This window comes from Nocardia higoensis (genome assembly GCF_015477835.1).
Taxonomy (GTDB): domain Bacteria; phylum Actinomycetota; class Actinomycetes; order Mycobacteriales; family Mycobacteriaceae; genus Nocardia; species Nocardia higoensis_A.
This window is the reverse complement of the sequence record NZ_JADLQN010000001.1, coordinates 1,890,091-1,904,365: the sequence shown is the minus strand read 5'-3', so window position 1 is coordinate 1,904,365 and position 14,275 is coordinate 1,890,091. Positions and strand designations below refer to the sequence as shown.

At 68.8% G+C, this 14,275-nt stretch carries 16 protein-coding genes; 11 read left to right on the top strand and 5 right to left on the bottom strand.

Features of this window, described 5'->3' with window-relative positions:
- Positions 1 to 15 precede the first annotated feature (15 nt).
- The 3 genes from IU449_RS08570 to IU449_RS08560 all read left to right on the top strand — a co-directional run bounded on the left by IU449_RS08570 (position 16) and on the right by IU449_RS08560 (position 2,217).
- A complete protein-coding gene (locus tag IU449_RS08570; RefSeq protein ID WP_195001332.1) occupies positions 16 to 723 on the top strand; it encodes a PIG-L deacetylase family protein in 708 nt (235 codons plus the stop codon).
- 62 nt (positions 724 to 785) lie between these two features.
- Positions 786 to 1,949, top strand: a complete 1,164-nt coding sequence (locus IU449_RS08565) for a glycosyltransferase (RefSeq protein ID WP_195001331.1) — start codon at positions 786 to 788, stop codon at positions 1,947 to 1,949.
- Between the two features lie 73 nt (positions 1,950 to 2,022).
- Entirely contained in the window at positions 2,023 to 2,217 is a 195-nt protein-coding gene (locus IU449_RS08560) for a DUF3046 domain-containing protein (protein ID WP_195001330.1), read from the top strand.
- A gap of 64 nt (positions 2,218 to 2,281) precedes the next feature.
- Here IU449_RS08560 and IU449_RS08555 read toward each other — a convergent pair whose 3' ends face one another.
- A complete protein-coding gene (locus IU449_RS08555) occupies positions 2,282 to 2,812 on the bottom strand; it encodes a CGNR zinc finger domain-containing protein (protein WP_195002413.1) in 531 nt (176 codons plus the stop codon).
- 163 nt (positions 2,813 to 2,975) lie between these two features.
- On the opposite strand from IU449_RS08555, the gene IU449_RS08550 reads away from it, so the two are divergent.
- The 6 genes from IU449_RS08550 to IU449_RS08525 all read left to right on the top strand — a co-directional run bounded on the left by IU449_RS08550 (position 2,976) and on the right by IU449_RS08525 (position 8,317).
- Positions 2,976 to 3,449, top strand: a complete 474-nt coding sequence (locus tag IU449_RS08550) for a VOC family protein (protein WP_195001329.1) — start codon at positions 2,976 to 2,978, stop codon at positions 3,447 to 3,449.
- A gap of 53 nt (positions 3,450 to 3,502) precedes the next feature.
- On the top strand, positions 3,503 to 4,363 hold the full coding sequence (locus IU449_RS08545) for a pyridoxamine 5'-phosphate oxidase family protein (protein WP_195002412.1): 861 nt from the start codon (positions 3,503 to 3,505) through the stop codon (positions 4,361 to 4,363).
- Positions 4,364 to 4,420: 57 nt separating this feature from the next.
- A complete protein-coding gene (locus IU449_RS08540; protein WP_195001328.1) occupies positions 4,421 to 4,873 on the top strand; it encodes a nuclear transport factor 2 family protein in 453 nt (150 codons plus the stop codon).
- Positions 4,874 to 5,093: 220 nt separating this feature from the next.
- A complete protein-coding gene (gene recA / locus IU449_RS08535) occupies positions 5,094 to 6,137 on the top strand; it encodes a recombinase RecA (protein WP_195001327.1) in 1,044 nt (347 codons plus the stop codon).
- Between the two features lie 493 nt (positions 6,138 to 6,630).
- Positions 6,631 to 7,209 (top strand): recombination regulator RecX, encoded by a 579-nt coding sequence (gene recX / locus IU449_RS08530; RefSeq protein ID WP_195002411.1) that lies wholly within the window; start codon positions 6,631 to 6,633, stop codon positions 7,207 to 7,209.
- Between the two features lie 247 nt (positions 7,210 to 7,456).
- A complete protein-coding gene (locus tag IU449_RS08525) occupies positions 7,457 to 8,317 on the top strand; it encodes a 3-hydroxyacyl-CoA dehydrogenase (RefSeq protein WP_195001326.1) in 861 nt (286 codons plus the stop codon).
- 40 nt (positions 8,318 to 8,357) lie between these two features.
- Here IU449_RS08525 and IU449_RS08520 read toward each other — a convergent pair whose 3' ends face one another.
- The 4 genes from IU449_RS08520 to IU449_RS08505 form a co-directional block, all read right to left on the bottom strand.
- The gene (locus tag IU449_RS08520) at positions 8,358 to 9,254 is read right to left on the bottom strand and encodes an amino acid ABC transporter permease (protein WP_195001325.1); all 897 of its coding nucleotides are present in this window, start codon (positions 9,252 to 9,254) and stop codon (positions 8,358 to 8,360) included.
- Positions 9,255 to 9,297: 43 nt separating this feature from the next.
- Positions 9,298 to 9,969: an amino acid ABC transporter permease gene (locus tag IU449_RS08515; protein WP_195001324.1), complete on the bottom strand. Its 672-nt coding sequence runs from the start codon at positions 9,967 to 9,969 to the stop codon at positions 9,298 to 9,300.
- 93 nt (positions 9,970 to 10,062) lie between these two features.
- Positions 10,063 to 10,896 carry a glutamate ABC transporter substrate-binding protein gene (locus IU449_RS08510; RefSeq protein ID WP_195001323.1) on the bottom strand — a complete coding sequence of 278 codons (834 nt, stop codon included), beginning with the start codon at positions 10,894 to 10,896 and terminating at the stop codon, positions 10,063 to 10,065.
- A 54-nt stretch (positions 10,897 to 10,950) separates the two neighbouring features.
- Complete coding sequence (locus tag IU449_RS08505; protein WP_195002410.1) at positions 10,951 to 11,679, bottom strand: amino acid ABC transporter ATP-binding protein; 729 nt, start codon at positions 11,677 to 11,679, stop codon at positions 10,951 to 10,953.
- 272 nt (positions 11,680 to 11,951) lie between these two features.
- Here IU449_RS08505 and miaB point away from each other — a divergent pair, with 272 nt between their 5' ends.
- Together miaB and IU449_RS08495 are read left to right on the top strand one after the other, a co-directional pair.
- Positions 11,952 to 13,448 carry a tRNA (N6-isopentenyl adenosine(37)-C2)-methylthiotransferase MiaB gene (miaB, locus tag IU449_RS08500; protein ID WP_228804295.1) on the top strand — a complete coding sequence of 499 codons (1,497 nt, stop codon included), beginning with the start codon at positions 11,952 to 11,954 and terminating at the stop codon, positions 13,446 to 13,448.
- A 164-nt stretch (positions 13,449 to 13,612) separates the two neighbouring features.
- A complete protein-coding gene (locus IU449_RS08495) occupies positions 13,613 to 14,224 on the top strand; it encodes a hypothetical protein (protein ID WP_324188135.1) in 612 nt (203 codons plus the stop codon).
- The last annotated feature ends 51 nt before the right edge of the window (positions 14,225 to 14,275 follow it).

The window sequence follows — 14,275 nt, the reverse complement described above, 5'->3', positions numbered from 1 at the left end:
GTGTTGAATGGGCGCATGGAGCAGTTACCCGAGGACTGGCAGCGCGGCCTGGTGATCGTGGCTCACCCCGATGACATCGAGTACGGCCTCGCCGCCGCGGTCGCCCGCTGGACAGCGCAGGGCAAGGACATCAGGTACGTGTTGGTGACCAGCGGTGAGGCAGGTATCGCGGGCCTGCCGCCCGCGGAATCCGGGCCGCTGCGCGAACGCGAGCAGCTGGCCTCCGCGGCCGCCGTCGGGGTGAACGAGGTCGAGTTCCTCGGCTATCCGGACGGGCGCCTCGAGGCGAGTCCGGCACTGCGGCAGGATCTGGCCGCCGCCATTCGCAGGCACCGCCCCGAGATGGTGATCCTGGTGAACTTCGGCGACACCTGGGCCTCGGGCTACGTCAACAGCGCCGACCACCGCGCGGTCGGGCGCGCGGGCCTGGACGCGGTGTCCGACGCGGGCAACGAGTGGATCTTCCCCGAGATCGCCGACCTGGAACCGTGGCGTGCGCGCTGGGCGGCGGTGTCCGGGCCGGGCCCCACGCACGCGGTCGATGTCACCGAGACCGTCGATCAGGCGGTGATCTCGCTGTCCGCGCATCGCCGCTACCTGGAGGCGCTGAGCCCCGAACCGGTGGAGCAGCAGGCGCGCGCCGTCGTCGACATGGCCACCGCCCCGATCGAGGGTTTCCCGGCCGAGCGGGCGGTGGGAGTTCGGCTGTATCTCTTCTCGTGAGAATCCCACGGGAGCTCCAGGGGTGTGCTGGGGTCGAGACGGGGGTGTGGCAGGCTGAACCGATGCGTGTTGCGGTCGTCGCCGGTCCGGACCCCGGCCATGCGTTCCCTGCGCTCGCGCTGTGCGAGCGGTTCCTCGCCGCGGGCGACGAACCGGTGCTGTTCACCGGACCACGCTGGTTCGATACCGCCAAGAGCGCGGGCATTCCGGTGCGCAGGCTGAAAGGCTTGGCGCCCAGAACGATCGACGACGACGCCGACGCCGGGCAGCGCATACACGAGCGCGCCGCCCACATCTCCACCGAGATCCTGCCCGATCTCGGCGCCATGCTGCCGGAGCTGGTGGTTTCCGATGTGCTCACCGCCGGTGGGGGAATGGCTGCCGAACGGCTCGGTGTGCCGTGGGTGGAACTCTCGCCGCATCCGCTGTATCTGCCGTCGAAAGGCTTGCCGCCCATCGGGAGCGGGCTCGCGGTGGGCGAGGGCGTGCGCGGCCGGTTGCGGGATTCTGTACTGCGCGCCTTGACCGACCGAGCCGTACGCAAGGGCGAGCAGCAGCGATCCCGCGCCAGACAGAGTGTCGGCCTGTCCGCCACCGATCCGGGGCCGGCGGCACGTCTGCTCGCGACGTTGCCCGCGCTGGAGGTGCCGCGTCCGGACTGGCCGGACAACGCGCATCTGGTCGGGCCGTTGCTGTGGGAGCCGACCGACGATGTGCTCGAGCTGCCGCCGGGCGACGATCCACTGGTGATGGTCGCACCGTCCACCGCGCACACCGGTGTAGCGGGGATGGTCGACACCGTGCTGCGCGCGCTCGACGGAGCGGGCGTGCGGGTGGCGATCTCGATGCTCGACGCCCCGCCGTCCGAGCTGCCGTCCTGGGCCACCGCCGGCTTGGGCAGGCAGGACGAACTGTTGCGGCACGCGGCGGTGGTTGTCGGTGGCGGCGGGCACGGCCTGCTGGCCAAGACCCTGCTCGCCGGAGTCCCCATCATCACCGTGCCCGGCGGCGGGGATCAGTGGGAACTGGCCAATCGTGCGGCGCGGCAAGGCAGTTCGATCGTCGTCCGGCCGCCGACCGTCGAATCGGTGCGCGCCGCCGTGCGGGAGATGCTCGACCATCCGCGCTACACCGCCGCCGCCGAGGAGGCGTCGATGGGCGCTGCCGAGGTCGGCGATCCGGTGGAACTGTGCCGCCGGGTGCTCGATCGCGTGCGCGCCCGCTGAGGATCGAGGTCGTTCGGACCGCGAGTACCGGGCACGATGTGGGTGGCGGGCCGGCGCGAGTATCTTCGGGACGATGCGGTTGACGGAGTTCCAAGAACTGTTGCACACCGAGTTCGGCAGTGTGCGGGGCGACGCCCTGCTCGCCGACCACACCATTCTGGCCCTCGGCGGCCGCACCGGAGCACAGGCGATCGAAGCGGGCGTCGATCCGCGCGAGGTGTGGCGGGCGCTGTGCGCCGAGTTCGACGTTCCCAAGTCGCGCTGGTGAGCTGCTGATCCAGTCTTTCCCCGCGACCTCGCGCGTCCTGGCCCGGCCGGTACTTCTCGGCGGATCAGGACTTCTTGGAGTAGTGCCGGGCGGCTTTGGCGCGATTGCCGCAGGTGGACATCGAATGCCACCGCCGGGTGCCGTTCTTCGAGGTGTCGTAGAAGAACAGGACGCACTGGTCGTGGGCGCACTGCCGGATGCGGTCCGGCGCCTCGGCGAGTAGCTCGAGCAGGTTCTCCGCGGCCAGCCAGCCGGGCAGCCAGGCCGCCGTCGCGACGTCGGGTTCGGCGACGGGGCCGGATGCCCGCAGAGCCCGCCGGATCCGCCCGTGGTCGAGGACCGCGTTGAGTGCGGCGTGGGTGCGTGCCTCGCGCATACCCGAGATGACCACGTCGTAGATGGCCGCGCGTGCTTCCAGGACAGCCGCCAGCGTCGGCTCGTCGGCCGTGGCCTGTTCGGTGAGCCCGGCCGAGGTCAGCCATATGTCCAGACCGGTCACGTCGGTGAGCAGATCCCGCGGACCGTTGTCCACCCAACGGGTGTTGAGCAGGTCCAGTGCCAGCGGTTCACCGAGGTGTGGGCGCGGATCGGGCATGCCCGAGGGTATCGAGTCGTTGTCTGTCCGCGGCATGGTCACCACCTTTCTAACCACTTAATCGACTTTATGGGGTTGACATTGTGTGCTCGCCGGTCATACGGTTCTAACCGTTGAAACCGCAAACGGCGGTTGGAAATTTCAGAAATTTCAGGAGGACGTCATGACAGGCTCGACGACAACGGTGGCCGCCCCCGTGCTCACGACCGGACATGTCGGGATGAACGTCTCGGACATCGATCGCTCCGCCGAGTTCTATCGGCGTGCGCTCGGTTTCGAACAGCTCACCAGCGGTGGAGAGGGCCGGACCCGCTTCGTGTTCCTCGGCCTGGAGGGCAGGCTGATGCTCGCGCTCTGGGCGCAGTCCGACGGTGAGTTCTCCACGAGTACGCCGGGCCTGCATCACCTGTCGTTCCAGGTGGACGACATGGAACAGGTGCGCTCGGTCGAGGCGAAGCTGCGGGAACTGGGCGTCGACCTGGTGCACGACGGCGTGGTGGCGCACGGCGAAGGGGTGTCCTCGGGCGGCATCTTCTTCACCGACCCCGACGGCATCCGGCTGGAGGTGTACGCGCCCGCGGGCGCCGAAGCCGCCCCCGCGCCCCACGGCACCGCACCTACCTGCGGCTTCTTCTGAGGGTGGCGATCGTGGGACCCTTTCATCCCGGCGAACTCGCCGTCCAGCGACGAATGGGACAGGACGCGGTCGCGGCCAAGGTCGGTCGGACCATCCGCACCGGCGTCCCACCCGTGGCCGCCGAATTCCTGGCCGCCCAGCCGATGGTCGTGGTGTCCGCCGCCGACAGCGCCGGCAGGCTGTGGGCGAGCCCGCTGACCGGAGCGCCGGGCTTCCTTCGGGTGGCCCCGCCGAGCCGGGCTGACGACAGCTCCTCGATCGACCTCGCGGCCCGCCCTGCCGCCGGTGATCCGCTCGCCGCGGCGCTGTCCGCGCCGGCCCACATCGGCATGATCGCGCTGCAGCCGGCCAAGCGCAGGCGGATGCGGGTGAACGGCAGGTCCGTGCCGCGCGAGGGAGGTCTCGCGATCACCACCGAACAGGTCTATTCGAATTGCCCGAAGTACATCGCGCGCCGTGAGGTGGTCGCCCATTCGGCGGATCACCTCGCCGGCGAGCCTCGCAGGAGCGCGGAACTCGACCCGGCCCAGCGGGCTGCGGTGGCGGCGGCGGACACCTTCTTCGTCGCCACCGCGGATGCCGCCGGGGACGCCGATGCCTCGCATCGCGGCGGAAATCCCGGGTTCCTGCGCGTGCTGTCGCCGACCCGGCTGCGTTGGCCGGACTACCGGGGCAACTCGATGTTCATGACACTCGGCAATCTCCTCGCCCACCCGCGCTGCGGATTGCTGATCCCGGACTGGACCACCGGCGGCGCGTTGCAGCTGACCGGAACCGCCGAATTCAACTGGGACCCGGCGACATTCGCGCCGGGTGCGCAGTGCTCGATCGATTTCACCGTCGAGGAGGTGCTCGAGTGGCCGGACGGCCCGCTGCGCTGGGGCGCTGCCGAACTGTCCCCGGTCAATCCCTGACCCGTGGGCCTGCCCGGCGCACGACGCATCCACGACCCCCACCGAGAGGACTTCCTCATGCGACCACCGCTGCCCCCGTTCGACCGCGTGACCGCGGCGGAGAAGGTGCGTGCCGCCGAGCGCGCGTGGAACACCCGCGATCCCGAACGGGTCGCCGCCGCCTACACCGAGGATTCGGTGTGGCGAAACCGTGACGAGTATTTCGTCGGCCGGGCGGCCGTCGTCGACTTCCTCACCAGAAAGTGGGAGAAGGAGAACGGCTACGCGTTGCGCAAAGAGCTGTGGGCCTTCGACGGCAACCGCATCGCCGTGCGCTTCCAGTACGAATGGCACGACGAGGCGGGCGGCTGGTGGCGCAGCTATGGCAACGAGCAGTGGGAGTTCGCACCGGACGGTCTCATGTCGCGCCGGGAGGCGAGCATCAACGACGTCGCCATCACCGAGGCCGACCGGCGGATCTTCGGCTCGCGCGGCCCCGGTGAGGACGACGCGCCATTGCCGCAGTGGTAGATCGGCCTGGGCGGGCTGCGTTGCCTGGCTCGATGGTGTGTGTCTCGGCTCGATGAGGCGGTGATCGCCGGACCGGCGGGGGTGATCCGATCGGTCCGGCGAGTCACTTGGAGTCGAACATCTGTTCGGCTAGGCTCGGGGTCGGAACTTGTCGGTGCCGCCCTCTACTGTGGGCGCCAACCAGGACAACAAGACCTACCCGTCGAAAAGGGGACAGGACATGGCACCACAGGCCTACGACCGCGACAAGGCCCTCGAGCTCGCACTCGCCCAGGTCGAGAAGAGCTTCGGCAAGGGCGCGGTGATGCGCCTCGGCGAGGAGGCGCGCCAGCCCATCTCGGTGATCCCCACGGGTTCCATCGCGCTGGACGTGGCGCTGGGCATCGGCGGCCTGCCACGCGGTCGCGTCGTCGAGATCTACGGCCCGGAGTCCTCGGGTAAGACCACTGTCGCCCTGCACGCGGTGGCCAACGCGCAGGCCGCGGGCGGTGTCGCGGCGTTCATCGACGCCGAGCACGCCCTGGACCCGGACTACGCCCGCAAGCTGGGCGTGGATACCGACGCCCTGCTGGTCTCCCAGCCCGATACCGGTGAGCAGGCGCTCGAGATCGCCGACATGCTGGTCCGCTCCGGCGCCATCGACATCATCGTCATCGACTCGGTGGCCGCCCTGGTGCCGCGCGCCGAGATCGAGGGCGAGATGGGCGACAGTCACGTCGGCCTGCAGGCCCGCCTGATGAGCCAGGCGCTGCGCAAGATGACCAGCGCGCTCAACAACTCCGGCACCACCGCCATCTTCATCAACCAGTTGCGCGAGAAGATCGGCGTCATGTTCGGCTCGCCCGAGACCACCACCGGCGGTAAGGCGCTGAAGTTCTACGCCTCCGTGCGTCTGGACGTGCGCCGCATCGAGACCCTCAAGGACGGCAGCGACGCGGTCGGCAACCGGACTCGCGTCAAGGTCGTCAAGAACAAGGTCTCCCCGCCGTTCAAGCAGGCCGAGTTCGACATTCTCTACGGACACGGCATCTCCAAAGAGGGCTCGCTCATCGACATGGGCGTCGAGCACGGCTTCATCCGCAAGTCCGGCTCCTGGTACACCTACGAGGGCGACCAGCTCGGTCAGGGCAAGGAGAACGCCCGCAAGTTCCTGCTGGAGAACACCGACGTCCGCGACGAGATCGAGAAGAAGATCAAGGAGAAGCTCGGTATCGGCGCCGACCTGACGGCCGAGGCCGCGGCCGAGGTGCCCGCCGATTTCTGAGCCGATCGCCGGTGGGCGTACAGCGCCCGATCGTTCCGCCGCACAGCGGTCCGATCCGGTCGACGACATGCGCCGCCGGCTGCACGAACTCCTCTCCGACGCGAACCGCTCCGGGACCGACACCGCGGTGGCACGACGGCGTGCGAGGGAAGAACCGGTCCCGTCGGCCGAAGGTGGTTCGGCCGACGCGGACAACCAGGGAACCCGGTCGAGCGAGTCCGATCCGCAGCGGGCACGCTCGACCGGGTCCACCCGCCGGCTCTTCGACACAGGCGCCACCCGTGGGAACGGTCTCGGTGGTCGCGGATCCGGCGGCGGCCACAGCATGTCCGACGAGTCCGGCATCCTTCCCGACGATGACGCGGTCCGAGGCGACGCGGCCCGAGGCGAAGCAGCTCATGGGGAAGATCGCTACGGCGAGCCGGAGCGAGACAGGAAGCCGAAGAGTTCCCGGTCGGCGCGCGCGGGTCGCGCGGCCCGCCGGGTGGATCCGGTGGCGGCCGGATCCGAGTGGGATGCGCGGGAGACGGAGGCGGGCGAGAGCCGGTCGACGCCGGGGCGCACCCCGCACGGTGGGACGGTCGAGCAGGCGAAGGACGCGTGTCTTCGCCTGCTCGCCGTCCGCGCCCGCAGCCGTGCCGAGCTCTGCCAGCGCCTCGCCGCGAAGGGGTTCGCCCCGGAGATCGCCGAGAGCGCGCTGCACCGTCTCGCCGAGGTCGGGCTCGTGGACGACGCCGCCTTCGCCGAGCAGTGGGTGAACGCGCGGCACACCTACTCCGGCAAGGGCAGGCAGGCCCTGGCCCGGGAACTTCGTCGCAAGGGCGTCGCCCCCTCGGACGCGGCCGCCGCGCTCGCCGCGGTCAGCGACGACGACGAACGGGTCCGCGCCGCCGACCTGGTCCGGCGCAAGCTGCGCACCATGCCGCGAGATCTGGAGCGCGACAAGGCTCTTCGCCGTCTCGTCGGCATGCTGGCCCGGCGCGGCTACAGCCAATCCACGGCGTACACCGTGGTGAAGGCGGAGTTGGGGGCGCTCGACGCCGCTGATTCGCCGCCGGACCGAATTCCCTGAGCACCGGGTCGGTCGCACCGCGGCGGCGCAGCGGAACGTCGACACGTTCCGCTGCGATGCGGTCGAGGCCGGGTCCGGGTGTGCGCGCCCGGGCCGGAGTCGCCACGCGTCCGCGGTGTCGTCTCCGCCGGAACGGGTAGTCGGCGGATCGTCGACGACGGTCTGCGGGCAGTGCTCCTCCGGCGGGACCATGATGGTCGGTGGTGTCGCGAGGCGAGGGTCGTCTCGCGGGAAGGGAGAGAACACGATGGACTTCGAGATCGAGAAGGTGACCGTTCTGGGGACCGGTGTGCTCGGCTCGCAGATCGCGTTCCAGACCTCGTTCCGAGGGTTCGACGTCATCGCCTACGACATCGGTGAGGAGGCGCTGGCGACGGCGCGGGAGCGCCTGGCGACGCTGGCCGCCACCTATCGAGAGGAAGTGCCCGGCGCCACCGGCGACACGACCGAGCAGGCTCGCTCCGCGATCACGCTGACCACCGATTTGGCTGCGGCCGTTGCCGAGGCCGACCTGGTGATCGAAGCGGTCCCCGAGGTACTCGACATCAAACGCGACATCTACCAGCGGCTGGGTGAACTCGCGCCCGAGCGGACGATCTTCGCCACCAACTCCTCGACGCTGCTGCCCAGCGACATCAAGGATTTCACCGGACGCCCCGATCGGTTCCTCGCGCTGCACTTCGCCAACCGGGTGTGGAAGATGAACACCGCCGAGGTCATGGGCACGACCGATACCGACCCGGCGGTGTTCCGGGCGGTGGCCGCGTTCGCCGAGGCCATCGGGATGGTGCCGATCGAAATGCACAAGGAGAAGGCGGGATACGTGCTCAACTCGCTGCTCGTGCCGCTCCTCGATGCGGGGTTGGCGCTCGCCGCGGGTGGATACGCCGAGCCCGAGGCGATCGACAAGACCTGGCGCATCGGCACCGGCGCGCCGATGGGCCCGTTCCAGATCCTCGATGTCATCGGGCTCACCACCCCCTACAACATTCTGGTGAACGGCGGCGAGGACGCCCAGCAACTCGCCGCCTGGTTGAAGGCGAACTACATCGACAAGGGCAAGCTCGGCATCGCCACCGGCGAGGGCTTCTACAAGTACCAGCCGTGACGCCGCCGGACGATGGGCCGCCCGGCGGCGGTCGCCACGTTCATCTCTTCTCCAAGTCCATCCCGGGTGCGGCGTCGGTGATGACGGAATCGGCGGCCAGCACCGCGCCGCCCTTGGCCCGCTTCCCTGAACGCAACCGCCGCTCCACCGCGGTCGCGACGAAGGTCAGCGTGCTGTTGAGCGCGATCATGACGAGCGCGACGACGACCAGCGCGGGGATCGTGTTGCTCTCGGACGCACCGAGCTGCTGGCCCGACCGCACGATCTCGACGTAGGTGATCTGGTACCCCAGGGCCGTGTCCTTGAGCGCCACCACCATCTGCGAGATCAGGGCGGGCAGCATGGCGGTGATCGCCTGCGGCAGCAGGATCAGCCGCATCAGCTGGTTCTTGCGCATGCCGACTGCCAGCGCCGCCTCGGTCTGCCCGCGCGGCAGCGAGCGGATGCCTGCCCGCACGATCTCGGCGATGACCGAGCCGTTGTAGATGGTCAGCGCGGTGACGACCGCGGCCAGCGCCAGATCGTCGGACTTGAACACGTCGTATTCGCTGAACAGGGCGAACAGGAAGATCATCAGGATCAGCACCGGGATGGCGCGCGCGAACTCCACGACGGTGCCCGCCACGATCCGTATCGAGCGATGCTCGGACAGCCGCAGGATGCCGAAGATCATGCCGAGGACCATCGCGAACACGATGGACAGCAGCGCCGCGACGATCGTGCCTCGCAGACCGGGCAGCAGGTAGGTCGTCCAGACCTCCTGCTCGAGGAACGGTGTCCATTTCGCGGCCTCGAACTGGCCCTTCTGCTCGAAGACCCGGAACAGGTAGTAGCCGGCCGCGATGATCGCGGCGGCGACCAGTACCGAGAGGATGTGGTTGCGGATTCGGGCCCGGCGTCCGGGCGCGTCGAACAGAACCGAAGCTCCGGAACTCATCGGCGCGACCTCCTGTCGATGAGTGGGCGTCCTGGGTGACCGCTCATCGGGACACCTCGTATCGCTTCGCGAGCCAGCCGAACAGCAGGCCGGTCGGCAGGGTGATGAGGACGAAGCCGAAAGCGAAGATCGCGCCGATGGCGAGCAGGGCGGCTTCGTTCTCGATCATCTCGGCCATCAGGTGGGCGGCTTCGGCGACGCCGATGGCCGCGGCGATGGTCGAGTTCTTGGTCAGTGCGATCAGCACGCTGCCCAGCGGGGCGATCACCGAACGGAAAGCCTGCGGCAACACCACCAGGCGCAGATTCTGAGCGAAACCGAAGCCGAGCGAGCGGCCCGCCTCGGACTGCCCCAGCGGCACGGTGTTGATGCCCGACCGCAGTGACTCGCACACGAACGCCGCGGTATAGACGCTCAGGCCGACGATCGCCCACCAGTAGTTGTTGTCGACGATGGAATCCCCGGCCAGCGTCCAGCCCAGCGCCGAATACAGGCCGAGCGAACAGAACACGATGATCAGGGTCAGCGGGGTGTTGCGGAAGACGGTGACGTAGGCGGTGCCCAGCCAGCGGGCGACCGGGACCGGTGATACGCGCATCGCGGCGACGATCGTGCCGAGAACCAGCGCGCCGATCGCGGAGAAGAAGGTCAGTTTGATCGTGACCCAGAACGCTTCCAGGATCTGGGTGTCGTATTCCGAGATCAGGTCGAACACGGCCGGCGCGTCCCTCCCATCGGTGTGTGGTGGTCGAGCGGGGGATCGATCGGGTGAGGGCGGCCCGAGGCGGCGGGCCGCCCTCCCTCCGGCTCAGTAGCGGTCGACCTGCGGTGCGGGTGACGGGGTGAAATCGGCGGCGCCGACGCTCTGCTTCAGCGCGGCCTCCCACGCGCCCGAGGAGATCATCTCCTCGATCGCGTCGTTGATCCGGTCGCGCGTTTCCTGATCACCCTTGGCCAAGCCGATGCCGTAATTCTCGGTGGTGAAGGTCTCGCCGACCACCTTGAGCTGTCCGGGGGACTGGGCGGCGAAACCGGCCAGGATGATGTCGTCGGTGGTCACCGCGTCGACCGAGCCGTTGCGCAGCGCCTCCACGCACAGCGAGTAGGTGTCGAACTCCTGCAGCTGCACCTCGTTGGCGTACTTGTCCTTGACGTTCTGCGCCGGGGTCGAGCCCTTCACCGAGCACAGCTTCTTGTTGCCGTTCAGCGATTCCGGACCGGTGATGTCGGTGTTGTCGGCCCGCACCAGCAGCGACTGGCCCGCCACGTAGTAGGGACCGGCGAAGTCGACCTTCTCCTTGCGCTTGTCGTTGATCGAGTAGGTGGCGACGATGAAGTCGACCTGGCCGTTCTCGATCAGCGTCTCGCGCTGCGCGGACGGAGCCTCCTTGAAGGTGATGCCCTCGGGCTGCACGCCGAGCTTGCCCGCCACGTACTCGGCGACCGCGACGTCGAAGCCGGTGAAGGTGCCGTCCTTGGTGCGCAGTCCCAGACCCGGCTGGTCGTACTTGATGCCGATGGTGAGCTTGCCTTCCTCGGCGTGTTCGAGAGCACTGCCCTCGTCGCCGCCGCCGCAGCCGGTGGCGGCCAAGGCCAGGGCGAGCGCCCCGATGCCGAAACGAAGTGCACGGGTGATCCTCATCGAGTTCCTAACTCCTTGTGTGAATTTCGCTGCCGTGGTTCGGGACGGGGATGCTCAGTGGCTGAGAATCTTGCCCAGGAAGTCCTTGGCTCGTTCGGATTTCGGTGTCGTGAAGAAGGTTTCGGGGTCGGTGTCCTCGACGACCGAGCCGTCGGCCATGAACAGCACCCGGTCGCCCGCGCGCCGGGCGAAGCCCATCTCGTGGGTGACCACCAGCATGGTCATGCCCTCTTTGGCGAGCGAGACCATCACGTCGAGCACCTCGTTGACCATTTCCGGGTCCAGCGCGGAGGTCGGCTCGTCGAACAGCATGACCTTGGGGTTCATCGCCAATGCCCGCGCGATGGCGACTCGCTGCTGCTGACCGCCGGACAGCTGGGCGGGGTACTTGTCGGCCTGGTCGGCGATGCCGACCCGCTCGAGCAATTCCATCGCCCGGCTGCGCGCCTGCTGTTTCCCGACCCGGCGTACCTTCATCGGGGCGAGCATCACATTGTCGAGAATTGTCTTGTGCGCGAACAGATTGAACGACTGGAAGACCATGCCGACGTCGGCGCGCAACGCAGCCAGCGCCTTGCCCTCCGACGGCAGCGCAACGCCGTCGACGGCGATGGCGCCGGAATCGATGGGCTCGAGCCGATTGATGGTCCGGATCAGGGTGGACTTCCCTGAACCGGACGGGCCGAGGACGATCACCACCTGTCCACGCGGGACCTCCAGATCGATGTCGCGCAGCACGTGCAGCTTGCCGAAGTGCTTGTCGACACCGCGCATCGAAATCATCGGCGGCGCAGAGCCTGCGGTGGCGGGGGCCGGTTTCGGGTCGTCGCCGGTCGTGCCGGTCGGGGCGGCGGCATCGCTCATGGTCTTCGACCTTAAGGGGAAAACAGCGTTTTGCCCCGCTTTCGGCAACACGCCGTATTGCCACGCCGGGGCGTCACGTCCTCGTAACCCGGCAGGGGGATCCCGTGCGCCCGCCGGGCCTGCGCGGATACCGAGTGCGACGCCCACGCGGGCCCCCGTACCCTGGACGGGTGGAATCGATCGGACAGGTGATGAACGGAGAACGCAGCTACGAGATCCGCACCTTCGGCTGCCAGATGAACGTGCACGATTCCGAACGCTTGTCCGGTCTGCTCGAGGACGCCGGCTACGTCAAGGTCGCTCCCGGGGCAACGGCGGACCTCGTCGTCTTCAACACCTGCGCGGTGCGCGAGAACGCCGACAACAAGCTCTACGGCACACTCGGCCATCTCGCGCCGGTGAAGGCCGGCCGGCCGGGCATGCAGATCGCGGTCGGCGGCTGCCTGGCGCAGAAGGACCGCGACACCGTGGTGCGCAAGGCGCCCTGGGTGGACGTGGTGTTCGGCACCCACAACCTGGGCTCGCTGCCGGTGCTGCTCGAACGCGCCCGGCACAACGAGCACGCACAGGTCGAGATCCTGGAATCGCTCGAGGCTTTCCCCTCGACCCTGCCCGCCAAGCGGGAATCCGCCTATGCGGGCTGGGTCTCGATATCGGTGGGGTGCAACAACACCTGCACCTTCTGCATCGTGCCTTCGCTACGCGGCAAGGAAGTCGACCGCAGGCCCGGCGACGTACTCGCCGAAGTGCAGGCGCTCGTCGAGCAGGGCGTGCTCGAGGTCACCTTGCTCGGGCAGAACGTCAATTCCTACGGCGCTTCCTTCGCCGATCCGGACGAGCCGCGCGATCGCGGTGCCTTCGCCAAGCTGCTGCGCGCCTGCGGCACCATCGAGGGACTGGAGCGAGTGCGCTTCACCTCGCCGCATCCGGCCGAGTTCACCGACGACGTGATCGAGGCGATGGCACAGACCCCCAATATCTGCCCCCAGTTGCACATGCCGTTGCAGTCCGGCTCCGACCGGGTGCTCAAGGCCATGCGCCGCTCCTATCGCAAGGCGCGCTACCTGGGCATCATCGAGAAGGTGCGCGCGGCCATCACCACCGACATCATCGTCGGCTTCCCCGGCGAGACCGAGGCGGACTTCCAGGAGACCCTGGACGTGGTGCGGCAGGCCCGGTTCACCAGCGCCTTCACTTTCCAGTACTCCAAGCGTCCCGGCACACCCGCGGCCGAGATGCCCGATCAGCTCCCCAAGCAGGTGGTGCAGGAGCGCTACGACCGGCTCATCGCGCTGCAAGAGGAGATCTCGCTGGCGGCCAACCGCGATCTGATCGGCGCGGAGGTGGAACTGCTGGTCGCCGAGGGCGCGGGCAAGAAAAACGCCGCCACCGCCCGGATGAGCGGCCGGGCCCGCGACGGCAGGCTGGTGCACTTCCGGCCGGGCGGTACCGCCGAGCCGATCCGCCCCGGCGACCTGATCACCGTCGACGTCACCGAGGCCGCGCCGCATCATCTGATCGCCGACTCCCCGATCAGGAACCATCGCCGTACCCGCGCCGGTGACGCGCACGAGCGCGGTGTCACCCCGAAGACCGCGCCGATCGGCGTCGGACTCGGCCTGCCCAGGATCGGCGCACCCGCGCCGGAACCGGCCGCCGCGGGCTGCTCGACCGGTTGCGGCTCATGAGCGGGCCGAACCGGGACGATCGCGATCGAGACGATGAGCCCGACCCGGATACTACGTCTCGTAGTGGGGCGGGTGCCACGGGCTCGGACGCAGGTGGCAGAGTAGATCGGGACGCAGATCGGGACCGATCCGATGCCGGCGACGACGACCCAGGAGGCGACGCGGTGAGCTCCGTCGAGCACAGCAGCGAGAGCAGCGGTAGCAGAAGTATCGGGGGAGACTTCGATCAGTTCCGTGACGAGCTCGATGCGGTCGAACGGCGCGTCGCCGGGGAGATCGATCCCGGCGTGCGCGCGATGGTGGTGGCCGGCGCGGTCTTCGTCCTGCTGTTCTCGCTGGTGCTCTCGCACACCGGCAGCGCTCGCGGCTTCGACGTGCTGCTCGGCACCGAGGCCGCGCGCATCGAGCACGTCGGCCTACCCTCGCGGTTGTTCGTCTGGTTCGCCGCCCTCTTCGGCGTCGGCTTCTCGTTGCTGGCGCTGATGACCAGGCGCTGGGTGCTGGCCTGGATCGCGGTCGCCGGTTCGGCACTGGCGTCCTTCTTCGGCGTCCTCTCGATCTGGCATCGCCAGACCCCCGGTCTGAACAACTATGTGGGCGCCGGCCCGGGCATCGGCCTGCTCATCGGCACGATCGCGGTCGTCGTGCTGACCTTCCACTGGGTGCGTGTGGTGTGGAGCCGCACCGCCGTACAGCTGGCCGCGGAGGAGCAGCGCCGCAATGCCGCTGCCGCTGCGGAGGAACGCGATCGCAAGCGCCGCTCCGGCGACGAGTAGTAGTCCCCGATCGAGAAACGGCGCCGCCGGGTGAGGAACCCGGCGGCGCCG